Origin of the sequence: Pleurocapsa sp. PCC 7319, from assembly GCF_000332195.1 — a bacterium.
Taxonomy (GTDB): Bacteria; Cyanobacteriota; Cyanobacteriia; order Cyanobacteriales; family Xenococcaceae; genus Waterburya.
Window position 1 is genome coordinate 5,733,271 of the sequence record NZ_KB235922.1, and the last position, 16,974, is coordinate 5,750,244.

The following is a 16,974-nucleotide window of genomic DNA, read 5'->3' on the forward strand; positions in this document are numbered from 1 at the left end:
AAATAAAGATTCTTCAAAGTTGTTGGTTTATTTACATCTACACAACCCCGGACAAGCGATCGCGAAGCGTACCCTGCGGGTAATCGCCTTTGGCGGTCGGCGGAGCCCAATCGCGAAGCCTGGACGGAGTCCAATCGCTTTTAGCGGTGGGCAAAGCCCAATCACGAAGCCTGGGCGAAGCTCAATCGCCTGAATCCATCACTTTCAATTGCGCCTTCAGACTGCAATAAATCTTGAAACAGAACGGTACTCAGATAACGCTCTCCAAAGCTAGGCTGAATCATGACAATTAGCTTGTTGGCATTTTCGGTACGCTTGGCTACCTGAATCGCAGCCCAGAGTGCTGCACCAGTGGAGATACCAGACAGCAAGCCTTCTTCTCTGGCAAGACGACGACTGTAGGCGATCGCGTCGTCATCTGTCACCGAGATGACCTCATCTAGTAAGTCAGTTCGCAGTACGGGAGGTACAAATCCTGCACCCAGCCCCTGAATCTTATGAAGACTAGGTTCACCGCCAGATAGCACAGAACTATTTTGAGGCTCGACTGCAATGGCTTTAAACTCTGGCTTTCGTTGCTTGATAAATTCAGCTATACCCGTAATAGTGCCGCCTGTACCCACGCCCGCTACCAAAATATCTACTTGTCCGTCTGTATCTGCCCAAAGTTCCTGAGCGGTGGTTTCGCGATGAATGTTAGGATTAGCAGGATTTTGAAATTGATTGGGCATAAAACCATTTGACAACTCTCGCAGGATTTCTGCTGCACGGATAATAGCCCCTTTCATCCCCTCTCTTTTAGGCGTTAGAACTAACTCTGCGCCATAGGCTTGCAGCAGAATACGCCTTTCCCAGCTCATCGTCTCTGGCATGGTTACGATCAATCGATAGCCTTTAACCGCTGCCACCATCGCTAGAGCGATACCCGTGTTACCTCCAGTTGCCTCTACCAGGATCGTTTTTCCAGGCTGAATCTGTCCGGCATTTTCTGCTGCCTGAATCATTGCAATCCCAATTCGATCTTTGATTGAGGCTGCGGGGTTCATCCCTTCTAGCTTAACCACAATCCGTCCTACACATCCCTCAGCTTGGGGAATTCGGTTGAGTTGCACCAGCGGTGTGTGACCGATTAATTGAGTAATATCCTGAGCAATTCGCATGACTGGTATCTCTTGAATCTTAAGGTGATGAGTAAAGTTAAAAACTTTAGAGCAGCAGAGTAAATCTTGTATTAGATCGAGCCATTAATGCTCAAGGCGATTGCCTTGATGTATCTCCAATATTCCGCAGGAATTTATCTATCTATTAGGTTGAGGAGTCATACGTAGATAAGACTTGATTTCCGTCACACCTTTGGGAAACTTCTGTTTAGCTGTCTCAGTAGGAATAGAAGGAGCTACCACCACATCTTCTCCATCCTGCCAATCCACGGGGGTAGCCACGCTATAGTTGTCCGTTAACTGCAGTGAGTCAATAACTCGCAGAATTTCCAGGAAATTGCGTCCCGTGCTGGGTGGATAGGTGATAGTTAAACGTAACTTCTTCTGTGGATCGATGATAAAGACAGTTCTAACTGTCACTTTCGCATTGGCATCGGGATGAATCATGCCATAAAGGTTAGAAACTGACTTATCTACATCCGCAACTATGGGGTAGTTAACAGCGGTGTTTTGAGTCTCGTTAATGTCATTAATCCAGCCCTGATGAGATTCAACATCATCCACGCTTAGGGCAATGACCTTAACACCACGCTTATCAAATTCGGGCTTGAGTTTGGCGACGCTGCCAAGCTCGGTGGTGCAAACAGGAGTATAATCTGCTGGATGAGAGAAGAATACTACCCAACTATCTCCCGCCCAATCATAGAAATCGATCTTACCTTGAGTAGATTGCTGGGTAAAATTTGGTACTGTATTGCTGAGTTGAAGCATGATAATTACCTCTCGAAATGTAAAAAGAATAAACAAAGTTTTGACAGAAGACTTGATGCGACCTCCCAAAGGGAGGTGGCGAAGCCAATCGCTTTTTCTAAGAGCTAAAAATAGGAATACTTTTACTTCAGTAGCTCTTAACTGACGAAAAACCAATTACCTGCTCAGTTATTAGCTGCAAAGCGATAAGCGATTTTTACTGTCTATAGTTAATACGTAAAGCTGGTTAATTTGGATGTACCTAATGTAATAAACTACTTATTTTCTGCCTATTTCCAAGATAATGAGGATTTTTGTAGTTGTCGTTGCAGGAAAGTTATGGAGTTTAAGCATTTAGTTCTGGAAAGTTCAGGTAGGATTGTAGTATCAGAATGTTCGAAGAAGGATCGTGTTGGAATCAGAGGAGATATTTGATACTGCTAATGCAGCCATTTTTGCTATGGCTAACCGATATCTCAGTGACGTAGAAACTGCTATCGTTACAGGTGCGATCGCCGATTATACCTACGAACAAATTGCCGAGCAATCTGGCTACTCGGTGAGCTATGTTAAGCGGGATGTGGGTCCAAAACTCTGGCGGTCACTCTCGAAAGCATTAGGGGAAAAAGTCAGTAAAACTAACTTTCGACAAGCCTTAGAACGGTATCAAGCTCGTCAGCACTCATTGCTGCCAATTCAAAATCTCACCGACTGGGGAGAAGCTCCCGATGTCTCTTTCTTTTTGGGACGGACTGACGAACTCCAGACTTTGACCCAGTGGATTTTAGGAGATAATTGCCGTCTTGTGGCACTATTAGGCATCGGTGGCATTGGCAAAACCGCTTTAGGAGTGAAATTAGCCCAGCAGATTCAAGAACAATTTGATTGTGTTATCTGGCGCAGCCTCCGCAACGCTCCATCATTAGAAGAGTTATTAACTCAAATCCTGCCTCTGATATCTAACCAACAAGAAATTCGCCCAGAGCTAAAATACCTGCTAGATTATCTGCGTGCTTCAAAATTCCTACTAATTCTCGATAACCTCGAAGCAATTTTGCAGCCTCAGCAGCCAGGTCAATTTCGAGCGGGCTATGAAGACTACGGTCAATTACTTCGACTAGTGGGAGAAATGTCCCATCGAAGTTGCCTGATGATTACCAGTCGCGAAAAACCTGGAGTAATCGCCAGTCAGGAAGGGATAGAATTACCCGTGCGATCGCTCTGTTTATCTGGCTTGCAAGCAGAAGCCGATGCTTTACTAACCGCAAAAGGTTTATTTGGTTCTGCTGAAGAAAGAATAACTCTAATCGATATCTATGGAGGCAACCCTCTGGCACTCAAGATTGCTGCCACCTCTATCCAAGACTTATTTGACAGCAATGTTTCTACTTTCCTGGCTCAAGGAACGGTGCTATTCAACGGGGTGCGCCAACTTCTCGATCAACAATTTGTTCGCCTCTCTCTCTTAGAACAAACTCTGATGTATTGGTTAGCGATAAATCGCGAATGGACGACGGTAGAAGAATTGCGAGAAGATCTAATGCCTCCAGTGCCGCGAAGCCGTTTATTGGAAGGATTAGAAGCCTTGTGCTGGCGAAACCTGATTGAGCAGCAAGAAGGTTGCTATACTCAGCAGCCTGTAGTGATGGAGTATGTCGGCGATCGCCTAATTGAACAAATCGTCAATGAATTAACCACTGGTGAACTCGATCTGTTTACCCGCCATGCTTTGCTTAAAACTACTGTCAAAGAATACGTGCGTGACGCTCAAGTGCGACTCATTCTCGACCCGATTGCTAGGGAATGGGAAAAAACGTTTAGAGCGGTAACTGCTCTCAAACAGCAAGTGTCGAACCTCCTACAAACCTTGCGACAAATCGACAATCCTTTATCTAACTATGGTGGTGGCAATCTGATTAACCTCTGTCTACACCTGGGATTAGATTTGACTGACTTGGATTTTTCTGGTTTGAGTATCTGGCACGCTTGCCTGCAACAAGTCGAACTACAGGGAATTAATTTTGCCCATGCCGATCTCACTAACTCCATTTTCACAGCAACGTTTGGCACTGTTTTATGTGTAGCCTTCAGTCCCGATGGCAAACTCCTAGCAACAGGAGATAATAAGGGCGAGATTCGCCTGTGGCAAGTCGCAGATGGTCAACCCCATTGGACTTGTCAAGTACATAGCAGTTGGCTCTTTTCAGTAGCGTGGAGTCCCGATGGACAAACCTTAGCCAGTGGGTCTCATGACCAAACAGTGAAGCTGTGGGACTCTAGCACTGGTCGATGTCTCAAAACCTTGGATGAGCATGACAATTGGGTCTGGTCAGTGGCATGGAGTCCCGATGGTCAGACCCTAGCTAGTGGGTCTGCTGACCAAACAGTGAAGCTGTGGAACCCTAGTACCGGTCAATGCCGGAAAACTTTACTGGGGCACAGTAATTCAGTGAAGTCAGTAGCGTGGAGTCCCGATGGACAAACCCTAGCTAGTGGGTCTGCTGACCAAAAGGTGAAACTGTGGGACCCTAGCACTAGTCGATGCCTCAAAACTTTACTGGGACATAGCGATTGGATCTGGTCAGTGGCATGGAGTCTCGATGGGCAAATCCTTGCCAGTAGCAGTGAAGACCAAACAGTGAAGCTGTGGGACCCTAGCACTGGTCGATGCCTCAAAACTTTACTGGGACATAGCGATTGGGTTCTGTCAGTAGCGTGGAGTCCAGACGGCCAGACTTTAGCAACTGGCTCCTACGACCGAATGATTCGGTTGTGGAATCCTCTCAGTGGCCGATGCCTCAAAACTTTGTCGGGACACAGCGGTTGGGTTATATCAGTAGCATGGAGTCCAGATAACCAAATCATTGTTAGTAGTAGTGATGACCAAACGGTTCGGCTATGGAATTCCAGCACTGGTCAATGTCTAAGAACTTGGCAAGGATACACCAATTCAATGAGGTCAGTGGCGTGGAGTTCAGAAGAGCAGACCCTGGCAAGTGGCTCCTCCGACCGAATGATTCGGCTGTGGAATCCTAACACTGGTCAATGCTTCAAAACTTTGTCGGGACATGATGATTGGGTCTGCTCAGTAGCATGGAGTCCTGATGGGCAAATTCTTGCCAGTGGGTCTGGTGACCAAACAGTTCGACTTTGGGATTCTCTTAGCGGTCAATGTCTCCAAACTCTGTCGGGACATGATGATTGGGTCTGGTCAGTAGCATGGAGTCCTAATGGGCAAACTCTAGCCAGTGGGTCTAATGACCAAACAGTTCGACTTTGGAATCCTAACACTGGTCAATGTCTCCAAACTTTGTCGGGACACGGCGATTGCGTTTGGTCGTTAGCATGGAGTCCTGATGGGCAGACTCTAGCCAGTGGGTCTGGTGACCAAACGGTAAGGCTTTGGGATTCTCTTAGCGGTCAGTGCCTAAAGATATTACTAGGACATGACCATAGAGTCCCAGCCGTTACATGGAGTCCCGATGGACGAACCCTAGCCAGTGGAGCTCATGATCAGACAGTGAGGCTTTGGAATCCCCGTAATGGGGAATGTTTGAAGATCTTGTCTGGACACAACAATTATGTTTCGGTTGTGGCATGGAGTCCCGATGGACAAACCTTAGCCAGTGGTTCTGGTGACCAAACAGTGAGGCTATGGGATTCGATTAGTGGAGAGTGTCTCAATATCTTCAGGGGTCATCAAACTGTAATCTGGTCTGTATCTTGGTGTCCAGATAGAAAAACTCTGGCTAGTTGTGGTGCTGATGAGACGATTAAGATTTGGGATGTCAAGACGGGTAAGTGCCTAAAGACGCTGAGGGCAAAACGACCTTATGAAGGGATGAACATCACTGGCATCACTGGCATCACTCAAGCGCAACAAGCTACTCTTAGAACATTGGGAGCAACCTGCGATCGCCCAGGGTAAACATATCTAAGATTTGTTTCTCAGATACTGGAGATCGCGATCGCTCTTTTTAAATTTGAGATTGGCGATCGCCTTTTTCTCGGCCCAGTTTGCACGATCAATTACGAACTAAGATGAAGCTCAAGATAGGAAAATGCCAATCTTGAGTAACGTTATCGGATTATTCCTTAGATTATCACCAAAAAATATAGCCAAGAGCTAACGGCTAAGAGCTTTGCTCTTTTTGAGATTCATTGATTTCAATTTCTTCATTTTGGGAATCATTTTCTTCTAACTTCTCTTCTTGATTTTTATTACCAGCACATTCTTTAGCTCCCTCGATATCATCTACTTCCTCAACACACTTTTCGTACTCTTTCCACTGTGCCGTTACTAGCTTTTTGATTTCTTGGTGTCGAATTACTCCCTCGTATGCATAGCGGTTAAGATTATTCTCCACAATTAAATTCTCCATGTAGCTTACTCTCTGCTTGCTATTAGGATGGGTGGATAGCCAGGCGGGTGGCTCAGGATTATCTTCATCTGCATGGGATTCATGGAGCTTAACCATCAAATTACGGACTCCATCCGCAGCATAGCCAGCATTAACTAAAATTTTGGTGCCAAAAGTATCTGCCTGTTTTTCCATCCCGCGACTATAGTTTAGAACGATCAAACTGGTAGCTGTGCTCCCTACATATGGAATATAGCTAACGACATTAGCGGTCAGATTACCTTGAGTAACTAACTGAAAACCATGGGATAAGGCTGCATGTGCAACTTCATGAGCTAATAGTCCTGCTAACTCGGCTTCAGAATCCGTCTTCATAATTGCACCAGCATTGACAAACACTTTTCCCCCTGGAAGAGCAAAGGCATTTAGTCGATCGTCCATTACTATATAAAATTCATAATCAAATTCATCTCTTCCTGATGCAGTAGCGACTTTTTGACCAATTTGCTCAACGTATTTTACGATCTCTTCTGATTCAATCAGTGGCAATTGTTTCTTTGCTCGCTTAACGGTAGCTTCTCCCACAGCAGACTCTCCTCGAAGTAAAGTAGCAGTGGTGTCTATGGCTGAAATTGGTCCAAATAAATTTCCCGTTAAAGCAAAACCAACTGTTCCGGCGATCGCATTACCGATAGCGTTCCAAGTTAGTTTGGAACGCAAATTACTTTGATACTGTGCTAGGTATTCATCAGCTAACTGCTCAAATTTTTCTGCTTCGGGCGAATCAGGGTTAAATAAAGCAAACTGACGTGCCGAGATAGAAGCATCAAGCCATTTCTCATCGGCGATATCGGCATCGATCTTAGCTTGAAGCAATTTTGGTTCATTGGGATATCGATTGACTGCTCTATTTAAAACTTTTGTCGACTCTGCTGGTCGTTCATACATTTTGAGCATTTCTGCATAGTGAATATGACCAGGAATAAACTGAGGCTCTTTAGTGGTTAATAACTTTAAGGAACTAAGAATTTTAGTTTCAAGCTGTTGTTTTTTTCCCTGTTGATAGTTGCGCCAAAATACTTTTCCTGCCGGGCTAAGTTCAGCAGGATTATCAAAGACTTGAGGAGTCTCTTCGTCTTTTTCAGTAGCCTTTTCCTGTTCAATTGGCCATACTTCTTTAACCTCTCGATATAATTTGGCAGCACCAGCTTTATCTCCTGCTAGATATAGTCGATCTGCTGTTGCAAATTTTTCTAAGCGAGCAATTTCTTCTGGCGTTGCTTCTTTAACTTGTTCTGTAGTTTCGGATTTAGAATTCTCTTGCTTTTCGGATTCAGAATCATCTTCATTTGTTGTTTCTGCTGGTTCTGATTCAGAATTTTCTTCAGTTTCAGAGTCTGAATTTACCTTAATTTCTCGATCAACAGTTTCTTCTGACTCTGCTGCTAAAGAGTAAATGTGATTAGCTCGATCATTAATTTTAATATTCGTACTAACAGATAATTGTTCTCCTATGGCTAGACTAGGAATAGTCCAAATATTTAAAAATATTAAGCATAGATGTAGAGATTTCATAAAAACGCCTCATAATTTTAGAGTATTATTATGTTGATCATTCCTTTGATAGAAGTTCAACAAACTCCCCAGACACCCATCAAATTAGATGTCAGCTATAATTTTAATTACAACTGTAGTTAAATAGTAGGTCGTTATTTGGGTTTGTTGAGAAAACTGACAAACACTTAATAAATAATCAAAAAATATTAACTATTACCTTATATTTTACAATCTGCACATTTTAGATTAGAAGATACATAACTGATAGCTAACTAGAGAATCAATGACTACCCACTTTATTACTGCCGAAATTGACCTACAGGAAACTCCGATAAAACTGCAACAAGAAATTGAATCACAACTGGAAAAAGAGGGTGAACCTCTACGCTGGGCTGTTACTCAGGTAGACAAGGAAAAACAGAAAGCGACAGTAGAAGCGATTGTTACGCGCGAAAGTTGATTTTATTAGTCCCAGACTAATTGTTACTATATGTCCCCGTTTACTGTAGTTCTGATTGTTCCCACAGGAGTAGGAGCGGCAATCGGTGGCTATGCGGGAGATGCTCTCCCCGTCGCCCGCGCGATCGCCCATATGGGTGATCGTTTGATTACTCATCCCAATGTCCTTAATGGAGCGCAACTTTATTGGCCGTTAGATAATACTTACTATGTCGAAGGTTATGGCTTAGATCGGTTTGCTGCCAACCAATGGGGCTTGCGTCCCGTAAGGCAAAATAAGGTCGGTTTGCTACTTGATCGAGGTATCGAACCTGAATTGCGACTACGACATATCCAAGCCGCCGATGCTACTAGGGCAACCTTAGGGCTAAATTTAACTGATTATGTAATTACTGATGCTCCATTAGCAGTTGAATTACGTACCGCCGATTCTGGTGCCAGCTGGGGGACTATCGGTAATCCTGGAAGTTTACTTAGAGCAGCAGAGAAGCTAATTAGTCAGGCAGGAGCAGAAGCGATCGCTGTAGTAGCTCGTTTCCCCGATGACGAGGATAGTCCAGAATTACAAAACTATCGTCATGGCGAAGGAGTAGATCACCTAGCAGGGGCAGAAGCAGTAATTTCACACTTAATTGTGCGTAATTTTCAAATTCCCGCTGCTCATGCTCCCGCACTGAAACCTTTAGCCGTTGATTCTGATATATCTCCCCGTGCAGCGGCAGAAGAACTAGGATATACGTTTTTACCCTGTGTTATCGTTGGCTTAAGTCGCGCGCCACAATTCATAACAGAGACTAAATCGTCAATTCCAGAGGTCATGTGGGCAGATTCAGTTAATGTAGCGATCGTGCCCTATAGTGCTTGTGGTGGTAGCGGTATTTTGAGCCTTAGTAACTCTTCAACACAAATTATTGCAGTGACAAACAACTCGACTGAAATATATGTTCCTCCAGAGCCTTTAGGTATTAAAGTAATTACAGTCAATTCCTACTTAGAAGCACTAGGTGTGTTAGTAGCTCAGAGGGCTGGCATCGATTTTCGAGTTTTAAATCCTGACCTATCTTCCCTTCGTCGTTTATCAGAAAACAGTGGCAAATCCTAATAATTCCGAATTTGAACCCCTCAGTCGTACCCAGATTTTAGTTTTCATGGGTATAACTGCTATTTTCCTGTTGATGGTTGCCAAAATTTGGCAAAAGTTGGGAGGAGTTAAACTATTATCCGTAGAGTTTAATTCTCAAGCCCTGTTGTGGAGCTTCGGTTTGGCATTGGGAATCTCAGTTACCAGTGGTATTGTTTACCGCTTGTGGCCAGCTTATCGCCGTAGTGCCGAAGTGTATTTAGAGCTAGTAATCAAACCTTTAATTTGGACTGATCTGATTTGGCTAGGGCTGTTACCAGGATTGAGTGAAGAATTACTATTTCGCGGGGTAATGTTACCAGCCTTAGGTTTAAATATGGCTGCGGTAATTGTTTCTAGCGTGTTATTCGGGATTCTACATCTTAGTGGCTCAGGGCAATGGCCCTATGTTATTTGGGCTACTGTTGTTGGTTTTGCTCTAGGATATTGTGCTTTAGTTACTGGTAATTTAGTTGTTCCGGTAATTGCTCATGTTATTACTAATCTAGTTTCTAGCTCACTATGGAAGATTAACAATCGGCAGAAACAACAAGTAAGCCCTGATGATTAATTTAAGGTTTTAATTTGAGGCTCTAATTGTTCCTGCACGACAATCCTTTAACCACAGTTGAACTCCGCGACCAATAATACCGTTGCTAGTTTCTATTGGTGGTGTAGGAGGGTTATTGGTATTAGAATTACCAAAACGAGAAAACATCATTACCATGCGCCAACCATCACTAGTTTGAGTTAAAAATAGCCAATAATAGGTTCGAATTTTAGTTATTTTGTTGTTGTTATATTGTCTCTCTAAAACTGTAAAAAAGACTTGTTCTGGTTTTTGGGCATTAATAGAATTGTATTGGATATGAGGTAAATTTAGAGGTTCAAATTCCGCTTGGCTAGCAGTGATAATATAGTTTCTAATTCCTGCTTGTCTGTTTTTTGGTTGAGTTCTTTGAATTACTCTATTACTATAGCTAGGTAAATCTTGGAGCAATAAAGAAGTTAATTGTTGAAGATTGTCAGGACATACAAAACTATCTTCTGATGAATGGTTAACTTCACTGCTAACTAGTTCAATTGGCATTATAAAAATGACCATTATCGCCAGCATACTTGATTGCCACAACTGCAAAAAACCAATTCTCACTATTAATTACTAATTATTTCTCAGGAAACTAAGCGAATAAACTTTTTCTTGCCTACTTGTAACACTTTTCCGGCTAAATCATCAGCCGAATCAAAAGTAAGATTAACATCAGTAAGGCGATCGCCTTCTAAACGAACTGCCCCTCCCTGTATTTGTCTTCTACCTTCACCACTACTTTTACATAAGCCACTAGCACCCAAGATGTAAAATAGCTTGGCAGGAAACTGCACCGACGATAAAGAATATTCGAGAATGTTTTCGCCACCTGCGGTATTCCCTTGAAGCACAATTTGCTCCGCAGTTTGTTTGGCTTTTAAAGCTGCGTCCTGACCATGAAACTGTGATGCTACCTCAATCGCTAGTAGTTTCTGTGCTTCTCTAGGATTATCAGGCAAATCTGACAGATCAATATTGGTAAGTAATTCAAAATAATCTTTAAGTAGACTATCTGGAGTTTTCTCTAACTTAGAATACATAGAAAGAGCATCTTCTTGGAGTCCAACATAATTATCTAAAGATTTAGACATTTTTTGTACTCCATCAGTACCCAACAAAATTGGCAGTAACAAACCGAACTGAGTCTGTTTACCAAAGCGTCTTTGTAAATCTCTGCCAACTGCAATATTAAACTTCTGGTCAGTTCCTCCTAACTCTACATCTGCTTCCACAGCTACAGAATCGTAACCCTGCATCAAAGGATACAAAAACTCATGGAGAAAAATCGGTTTTTCCTGTTTGTAGCGTTCAGCAAAGCCTTCTTTAGCTAACATTTGCCCCACGGTCATCGTCGCCAGCAAGTTTTGAATTTGGGCTAAGTCTAATTTACTTAACCACTCAGAGTTATAGCGAATTTCTAAACGTCCTGGAGTATCAAAATCTAAAATAGGACGTAATTGATCTAAGTAACTTTGAGCATTAGCTTTTACTTCCTCTGCGGTTAATTGACGACGAACCTCAGATTTACCTGTGGGATCGCCAATTTGAGCGGTAAAATCACCAATAATTACTACTGCTGTATGACCTGCATCCTGGAAAGCGCGTAATTTACGGAAAGGAATACTATGACCCAGATGAATATCCGTACCTGTGGGATCGATGCCTAGCTTAACTCGTAACGGGCGATCGCTTTGAGCTAGGCGTTGAGTCAAATTCTCATCGGGATCGGCAGAGTCTTGGCGATCTGGAAAGATCTCACTTGTTCCCCTCTGTAACCAATCTAAATTATTATTACTTGAATCTAAAGAAGACATTGCCAATTATCCGTTCGACAAGATTAAATTTCGGTTTGCAGTCTATATTACAGTCAGACTAATAAAGTATCAGACTATCTGTATTTAATCTAGGAATTACAATTTTGTATATTATTCACTGTTCATTGCCCTAAAATTCCATTACCCTAGCAAAAGACTTAAATCCTAAAGCCTCTGTAAAATATGCCTTCTGGTATCACACACGATCGCATTACTCTTTGGACCCTTCCCTGGATAGTGGGAATTACTTATGGTTTTACTCGCAACGGAGAAGTCACTTTGATTCTCTCTGGAGGATTTTTATTTAGTGGTTTGATGTTTGGACCTGATTTAGATATTCATTCCATCCAATATAAACGCTGGGGACTTTTAAAGGGTATCTGGCTCCCCTACCGTAATTTTCTCCGCCATCGCTCTATATTTTCCCATGGTCTAATCATTGGTACTTGTATTCGAGTATTATATTTATTCTTAATTGTGGCGTCGATCAGTATTTTTGGAGTGGCGATCGCCCAATTATGTTTCGGTTTTACGTGGAATTGGCAAGACTTCGCGCGACAAAGATTGTACCTAGTAACTCATCAGTATTTAGAGGAAACTATTGCTTTGTTCCTAGGTCTAGAATTAGGTGCAATGAGCCATGTTATTAGCGATTTGATTAGTTCCCACCATAAACATCGCCTCCAAAAAAAGCCACCTAAAACAAAAGTTAAACGATAGTTAAACGATAGACTGTTGCCAATTAATAATTATTAATTTATTGATTAATTGCTTACTTGCAAAATGCTTAAAGCGAATAAAGTCCAGCCAGAAAGAGAGCCAATCGCAAACATGAGCGATCGCCCGATAGGAATATTGAGAATATAAAATACAGGATATAACGAACGAGCTACCAAAAAGGCAATCGCGGCAATTTTTGCCCAGTCGGAATCAACTCCAGTAGCATAAGCCATTAAAGCAGCTAGACCATAAATCGTCAGAGCTTCAAAACCATTTTGATGTGCCCAAGTGGCTCTTTGAGCATAGGGCGGCAATTTATCAAACATGGCTCGGGGTGCTGACTGATCGTATCCTGCTTGTAATCGACCCCAGCCAACAACTAAAAAAGGTACATACACCAAGATGACTGCCCCAACTATGGAGTAGAGCAGAATTGCACTGACAGATAAATTCATATATCAGAAATTTAACAAATTAATCAAAATTATTTAATCAAAATAAAATAGAGTAACTATTTTACGTTGTTCTTCCGCCTCTTGGCAGGTTTTCAAAAGCGTGTTGCTATCATGAAAGGCGAAGCAAATTAACTGCTGACAACGGGCAATAATCTCTCTATTACACATCGCACTGGCTTCACCCAAAGACAAACTATCATTTTTGGAGTTTTCAATTAAGTGAACAACTGTCTCTAATTGCTTTTTTGACTCTTGGGGTTGGCGAGACAAACTCTGAGGCAAAATGACCGTTAGCAAGTTAGAATCAGCACGCATCGCACCTTTGATAGCTGCCGAATTTGTTCCAATAGCCCCCGAAGTAACCAGCCGATTCCCCCCCAAAACTAGCGCGTAGCTCATCATTTCAATTAGCTGTTGGTGCATGATTGGTACATGACGAGAACCGAGTAGAGCGATTCTTTTAGAACTAGTTTGCTGAATAGCTGCTAGCTCTTGAGTTAATGTATCGAGGCTGGGATCACTAAGGGTTGTAGTATCTAATGGTTGTTGGCTCAATGAATGAATAGTTTAGATCTTATTTTAACGCCGTAATTGTAACAAATGTCAGTCATCTAAGGCGATAGCTGTTGGTAAATCTTTATCTATAATTTATAGGCTACAAGCTATAAGCTATAAGCTATAAATACTAAATCCGATTATTATTGTGCTCTTTGGGTAATTGATATTTTTCCGTAGTGCTATATGTAGTGCTATACTTGCTTTTTCACTTGAGCAAAGCGATATTAGGCAATACTGCCACGTTTGCGAGCTTCTTTGTAAGATGTGCCGACATTGCGTAAACCAGCCCTAATCAGCTGTTGTTCTAACAAAGCAAAAAAACGGGCGCGATCGCCTCCTCGAACTACTGCTTGATTATGTGCTTCTGCCAGTGCTACGGGATAACCATAACCCTTTTGTACCTGTGTCATCACGATGCTTAAAGACTGCTCAAATAAAGTCTGATCTTCTACTACCCAAGCAGGAACTTCCAGGCGAGCTATTTCTACACCCATATTGACATAGCAAAAATAAACTCTTTGGGATTCTTCATAGAGATCGAGAATGCGTAAATTACTGCGATATAGAGGGCTTCTTTGTCCTGGTTGTAGTTGATTCCCCCAAAAAGTTGAGTCTCGTAGACCGTCAATTTTCTGACAAGGGTATTTATCATCTAAATCACCACAATTAACTACACAGTTAGGATGTTCGTATTCACAAGTCTGAAAACGCAAGAAGTTGAGTCCTTCGGTACTGCGAGAAGCGCTGACATAGCCCATCATGGGGATATTTGTTTTTCTGAGTCGTTCGCCAGCAGCTAAAATTGGCAGGAGGATTTTATCTCTCGCTTCAATCGGTAAACCATCTAAAAACCAATAAATTAACGAACCATCAACTAAAGCCAGATTAGGAATCTCATGATGTTCCCCTGGTGGTAGTACCCAATTACAAGCCATCTCCGCTAAAGTTTCAGCTTCTGAAACCGTACGCCGATAACCCATCCATTCTTCCAAACGAATGTTCCATTGCTTTGATACATAAAGATCTTCAGTTTTATAAAATACCTCTGGCACGCTATCTAACAAAGGATGTAAACTCTGCCCGTAGTGGAGCATTATTTGACCAATGTTAATTAGATAACAATAAGCGATTTCATGATGGGAAGGGGAAATTTGTGAACCATCTGTAGCAAAAACACTGTGACTGTAAGGAGCTGGTTGAATCTCAAAACAGCGATCTAAAGGTTCGATGGGAGTAGCTGCTGCAAATAATAAGCGATCGCGGAAATCAGTTTGTTCTTGAATCAATTTTGCCTGTCTATTAGCAGCTTGCTGTTGTAACTTTTGAGCAGACTCTAATCTCTGACGAGACGCGATCGCCTCCTTATGCATATGCTGGCTGATACCTGGAATTTGTCCGGCTATTTTGGCTAAATCTAGCATTTTTGTTGATGGTTAATGGTTAATAGTTAATTGTGCGATCGCTCAACCTATTTATTTCTAATTCTCTTTATCCAAGAAAACAACCAAAAATCACTAAAGGGGTCGATATATTTTGCTAGTGACCAAATAACTAGATAAGGTTGGTCTACAACTTGTAATAAGGGTAGATCGTCTTTCGAATCAGTAACTAGAATCGCTGATTTGATTTCCGACTCTGATAATGCTTCTTGCATCATTAATAATTTACCCTTACGGCGATCGCGCATCCCCTGCCAAAACCCACAGCCAATCAAGCGGTCATGTCTAATTGGTAAATGCTGCAGTATGGGGTTGATGATGAAGTTAAATCCTAAACTAGCAACAATGATTGGAGAATTAGAATTATTATTTACTGCTTTAATTATTTCGGAATTACCATGGTCTTGAGCTAATTTGATAACTTTCTTTCGCCACAAGAAAATTGTCCACGGTAATAATATTGTGGGAATGACAACCAAAAACCAGTCCCTAATTTTATCCCCACGAAATGGCTTAGGTAGCCAAGCCCAAGGTCGAAAAACTTTCAAAATAATTATTAAAATAAATCCTACTAAACGAGGACGGATACTATTTATATATTCAGCCGTGGAATTTCTGAGCAAGAGCGTTTCATCAAAATCGATGATTACTGATGTATTTTCGGTGGCGTTTTTGATCGCATTTAAAGCTGCCTGTCGATCAACTACCTTGATTGTTTTGCTCTTATTTTCTACCATTACCAAAATAATATTTTGTACTGATTACCAAAAATATCACCTATTCTTGATTATTTAATAGACTACCAACTAGGGTATTCGGAATCACCGCATCATCCCATTGCTCTGGTTGTTCGCCAATACGAACGATAACTAGATCATAAGAAGGAATAACATAGACTCGTTGGCGTGACTTACCATCCAAGTAAATAGTATCTTGAGCCAAAAAAGGTTGGGAAGCAGTGCGATCATAAACCTCAGTTTTTCCTTTTGTTCGCGCTTTGAGCCAGACATGATAGCCATACTTAGGCTCTAGAGGAGATGCTTGAATCATTTTGTCTAGCCAATCTGAGGCAATAATTTGCTTACCCTTGACTTGACCTTTGGTAAGTAATAGTTGACCGACTCTAGCCCAATCTCTAGGAGTTGCGAATAGACAACAAAAAGGTTTCGGATTTCCTTGAGGGCGATCGAGCCATATTTTGGCATTATTAGCTTCTAGAGGTTGCCACAGACGAGTTGAGAGATAGTCAGCGTATCTTTCTCCTGTCGCTCTTTCTAAAACTTCACCTAATATTTGGGTATTGGCATTGTTGTAATCAAAAACCTGTTTGGGAGATTGAACAGTAGGAATTTTAATAGCTACGGCATTAGCATCAGTACTAGCAAACATTTGCACTAAATCAGAGCCTAAGTTCTCTGTATTATCACTATTTCGTAGACCAGAATGCATATATAATAAGTCTTGCAGCGTAATCTTACTTCGCTCATCTTTAGACCATTCTGAAATATAGTTGGCGACTGGTTCCAGTTCTGACTCAATATGTCCTTCTGCGATCGCCACGCCAATTAGCAGTGCCATAATGGTTTTTGACATTGACATAGAATTAAAGGTGGAAGTTGGAGTAAATCCTCTCCAATAGCGTTCCCAAATAAGTTTTCCTCGGTGCATTACTAATAAAGCAGAGGAATTAGCAGCTTCAGCATAGGCGGTAATTTCTTTGAGACTTTCTTGAGGAATTGAAGTAGAAGTTCCTTTGGGTAGCTTGGAAGGGTTGCCTTTGACAGTTTCTAAAGGCTGATACCAATCCACCTTAGTAATCGGATTGTCGGGATAAGTAATGATACGACGTAAAAAAGTCCAATTGAGGGCGATCGCCACTCCTGTAATTGATACCATTAATCCAGCAGCAGCAGCAGCTTTCTTGACAATTTTTTTGGGAGTCAGACTTATTCTCAATCGAGTCATAATCTTGCTTTTCCTGGTCTACCCCTA

Annotated in this window: 15 protein-coding genes; 5 read left to right on the forward strand and 10 right to left on the reverse strand. The window is 42.0% G+C overall.

The window, feature by feature from the left end; translation table 11 throughout:
• Positions 1–161: 161 nt before the first annotated feature.
• Both cysK and PLEUR7319_RS0130085 read right to left on the reverse strand, forming a co-directional pair.
• A complete protein-coding gene (gene cysK, locus PLEUR7319_RS0130080; protein WP_019508949.1) occupies positions 162–1,160 on the reverse strand; it encodes a cysteine synthase A in 999 nt (332 codons plus the stop codon).
• Positions 1,161–1,298: 138 nt separating this feature from the next.
• Positions 1,299–1,934, reverse strand: a complete 636-nt coding sequence (locus PLEUR7319_RS0130085; RefSeq protein ID WP_026102874.1) for a peroxiredoxin — start codon at positions 1,932–1,934, stop codon at positions 1,299–1,301.
• A gap of 385 nt (positions 1,935–2,319) precedes the next feature.
• Here PLEUR7319_RS0130085 and PLEUR7319_RS0130090 point away from each other — a divergent pair, with 385 nt between their 5' ends.
• Complete coding sequence (locus PLEUR7319_RS0130090; protein ID WP_019508951.1) at positions 2,320–5,838, forward strand: NB-ARC domain-containing protein; 3,519 nt, start codon at positions 2,320–2,322, stop codon at positions 5,836–5,838.
• Between the two features lie 205 nt (positions 5,839–6,043).
• On the opposite strand, the gene PLEUR7319_RS0130095 is transcribed toward PLEUR7319_RS0130090, so the two are convergent.
• Positions 6,044–7,846 (reverse strand): M48 family metallopeptidase, encoded by a 1,803-nt coding sequence (locus tag PLEUR7319_RS0130095; protein WP_019508952.1) that lies wholly within the window; start codon positions 7,844–7,846, stop codon positions 6,044–6,046.
• Between the two features lie 265 nt (positions 7,847–8,111).
• Between PLEUR7319_RS0130095 and PLEUR7319_RS41725 the strand changes: the two genes are divergently transcribed.
• Genes PLEUR7319_RS41725 through PLEUR7319_RS0130110 form a run of 3 tightly spaced genes read left to right on the forward strand, consistent with a single transcriptional unit; the run spans position 8,112 to position 9,978 of the window.
• Positions 8,112–8,288 (forward strand): hypothetical protein, encoded by a 177-nt coding sequence (locus tag PLEUR7319_RS41725; protein ID WP_019508953.1) that lies wholly within the window; start codon positions 8,112–8,114, stop codon positions 8,286–8,288.
• A gap of 30 nt (positions 8,289–8,318) precedes the next feature.
• Complete coding sequence (locus PLEUR7319_RS0130105) at positions 8,319–9,389, forward strand: DUF3326 domain-containing protein (RefSeq protein ID WP_019508954.1); 1,071 nt, start codon at positions 8,319–8,321, stop codon at positions 9,387–9,389.
• Entirely contained in the window at positions 9,376–9,978 is a 603-nt protein-coding gene (locus tag PLEUR7319_RS0130110; protein ID WP_019508955.1) for a CPBP family intramembrane glutamic endopeptidase, read from the forward strand. The genes PLEUR7319_RS0130105 and PLEUR7319_RS0130110 overlap by 14 nt, the downstream gene beginning before the upstream one ends.
• Before the next feature lie 9 nt (positions 9,979–9,987).
• Here the strand turns inward: PLEUR7319_RS0130110 and PLEUR7319_RS0130115 are convergent, their stop codons facing one another.
• Positions 9,988–10,497 carry a hypothetical protein gene (locus PLEUR7319_RS0130115; protein WP_019508956.1) on the reverse strand — a complete coding sequence of 170 codons (510 nt, stop codon included), beginning with the start codon at positions 10,495–10,497 and terminating at the stop codon, positions 9,988–9,990.
• Positions 10,498–10,580: 83 nt separating this feature from the next.
• Positions 10,581–11,810 carry a tyrosine--tRNA ligase gene (tyrS, locus tag PLEUR7319_RS0130120; protein ID WP_019508957.1) on the reverse strand — a complete coding sequence of 410 codons (1,230 nt, stop codon included), beginning with the start codon at positions 11,808–11,810 and terminating at the stop codon, positions 10,581–10,583.
• A 183-nt stretch (positions 11,811–11,993) separates the two neighbouring features.
• Between tyrS and PLEUR7319_RS0130125 the strand changes: the two genes are divergently transcribed.
• Positions 11,994–12,530 (forward strand): metal-binding protein, encoded by a 537-nt coding sequence (locus PLEUR7319_RS0130125; RefSeq protein WP_019508958.1) that lies wholly within the window; start codon positions 11,994–11,996, stop codon positions 12,528–12,530.
• Between the two features lie 44 nt (positions 12,531–12,574).
• On the opposite strand, the gene PLEUR7319_RS0130130 is transcribed toward PLEUR7319_RS0130125, so the two are convergent.
• The 5 genes from PLEUR7319_RS0130130 to PLEUR7319_RS0130150 form a co-directional block, all read right to left on the reverse strand.
• Entirely contained in the window at positions 12,575–12,985 is a 411-nt protein-coding gene (locus tag PLEUR7319_RS0130130; protein ID WP_019508959.1) for an MAPEG family protein, read from the reverse strand.
• Between the two features lie 33 nt (positions 12,986–13,018).
• Positions 13,019–13,540, reverse strand: coding sequence for a DNA-processing protein DprA (locus PLEUR7319_RS0130135; protein ID WP_019508960.1), 522 nt, complete (start codon positions 13,538–13,540; stop codon positions 13,019–13,021).
• 227 nt (positions 13,541–13,767) lie between these two features.
• Entirely contained in the window at positions 13,768–14,964 is a 1,197-nt protein-coding gene (locus PLEUR7319_RS0130140; RefSeq protein WP_019508961.1) for a DNA double-strand break repair nuclease NurA, read from the reverse strand.
• A 47-nt stretch (positions 14,965–15,011) separates the two neighbouring features.
• Positions 15,012–15,719, reverse strand: coding sequence for a hypothetical protein (locus tag PLEUR7319_RS37205; RefSeq protein WP_019508962.1), 708 nt, complete (start codon positions 15,717–15,719; stop codon positions 15,012–15,014).
• 40 nt (positions 15,720–15,759) lie between these two features.
• Positions 15,760–16,947, reverse strand: a complete 1,188-nt coding sequence (locus PLEUR7319_RS0130150) for a serine hydrolase (protein WP_019508963.1) — start codon at positions 16,945–16,947, stop codon at positions 15,760–15,762.
• Between the last annotated feature and the right edge of the window lie 27 nt (positions 16,948–16,974).

Bases quoted from the DNA above. Each gene is read 5' to 3' on its own strand.
- cysK (WP_019508949.1), bottom strand. From the start codon at position 1,160: ATGCGAATTGCTCAGGATATTACTCAATTAATCGGTCACACACCGCTG.
- PLEUR7319_RS0130095 (WP_019508952.1), bottom strand. From the start codon at position 7,846: ATGAAATCTCTACATCTATGCTTAATATTTTTAAATATTTGGACTATT.
- PLEUR7319_RS41725 (WP_019508953.1), top strand. From the start codon at position 8,112: ATGACTACCCACTTTATTACTGCCGAAATTGACCTACAGGAAACTCCG.
- PLEUR7319_RS0130105 (WP_019508954.1), top strand. From the start codon at position 8,319: ATGTCCCCGTTTACTGTAGTTCTGATTGTTCCCACAGGAGTAGGAGCG.
- PLEUR7319_RS0130115 (WP_019508956.1), bottom strand. From the start codon at position 10,497: ATGCCAATTGAACTAGTTAGCAGTGAAGTTAACCATTCATCAGAAGAT.
- tyrS (WP_019508957.1), bottom strand. From the start codon at position 11,810: ATGTCTTCTTTAGATTCAAGTAATAATAATTTAGATTGGTTACAGAGG.
- PLEUR7319_RS0130125 (WP_019508958.1), top strand. From the start codon at position 11,994: ATGCCTTCTGGTATCACACACGATCGCATTACTCTTTGGACCCTTCCC.
- PLEUR7319_RS0130130 (WP_019508959.1), bottom strand. From the start codon at position 12,985: ATGAATTTATCTGTCAGTGCAATTCTGCTCTACTCCATAGTTGGGGCA.
- PLEUR7319_RS0130140 (WP_019508961.1), bottom strand. From the start codon at position 14,964: ATGCTAGATTTAGCCAAAATAGCCGGACAAATTCCAGGTATCAGCCAG.
- PLEUR7319_RS37205 (WP_019508962.1), bottom strand. From the start codon at position 15,719: ATGGTAGAAAATAAGAGCAAAACAATCAAGGTAGTTGATCGACAGGCA.
- PLEUR7319_RS0130150 (WP_019508963.1), bottom strand. From the start codon at position 16,947: ATGACTCGATTGAGAATAAGTCTGACTCCCAAAAAAATTGTCAAGAAA.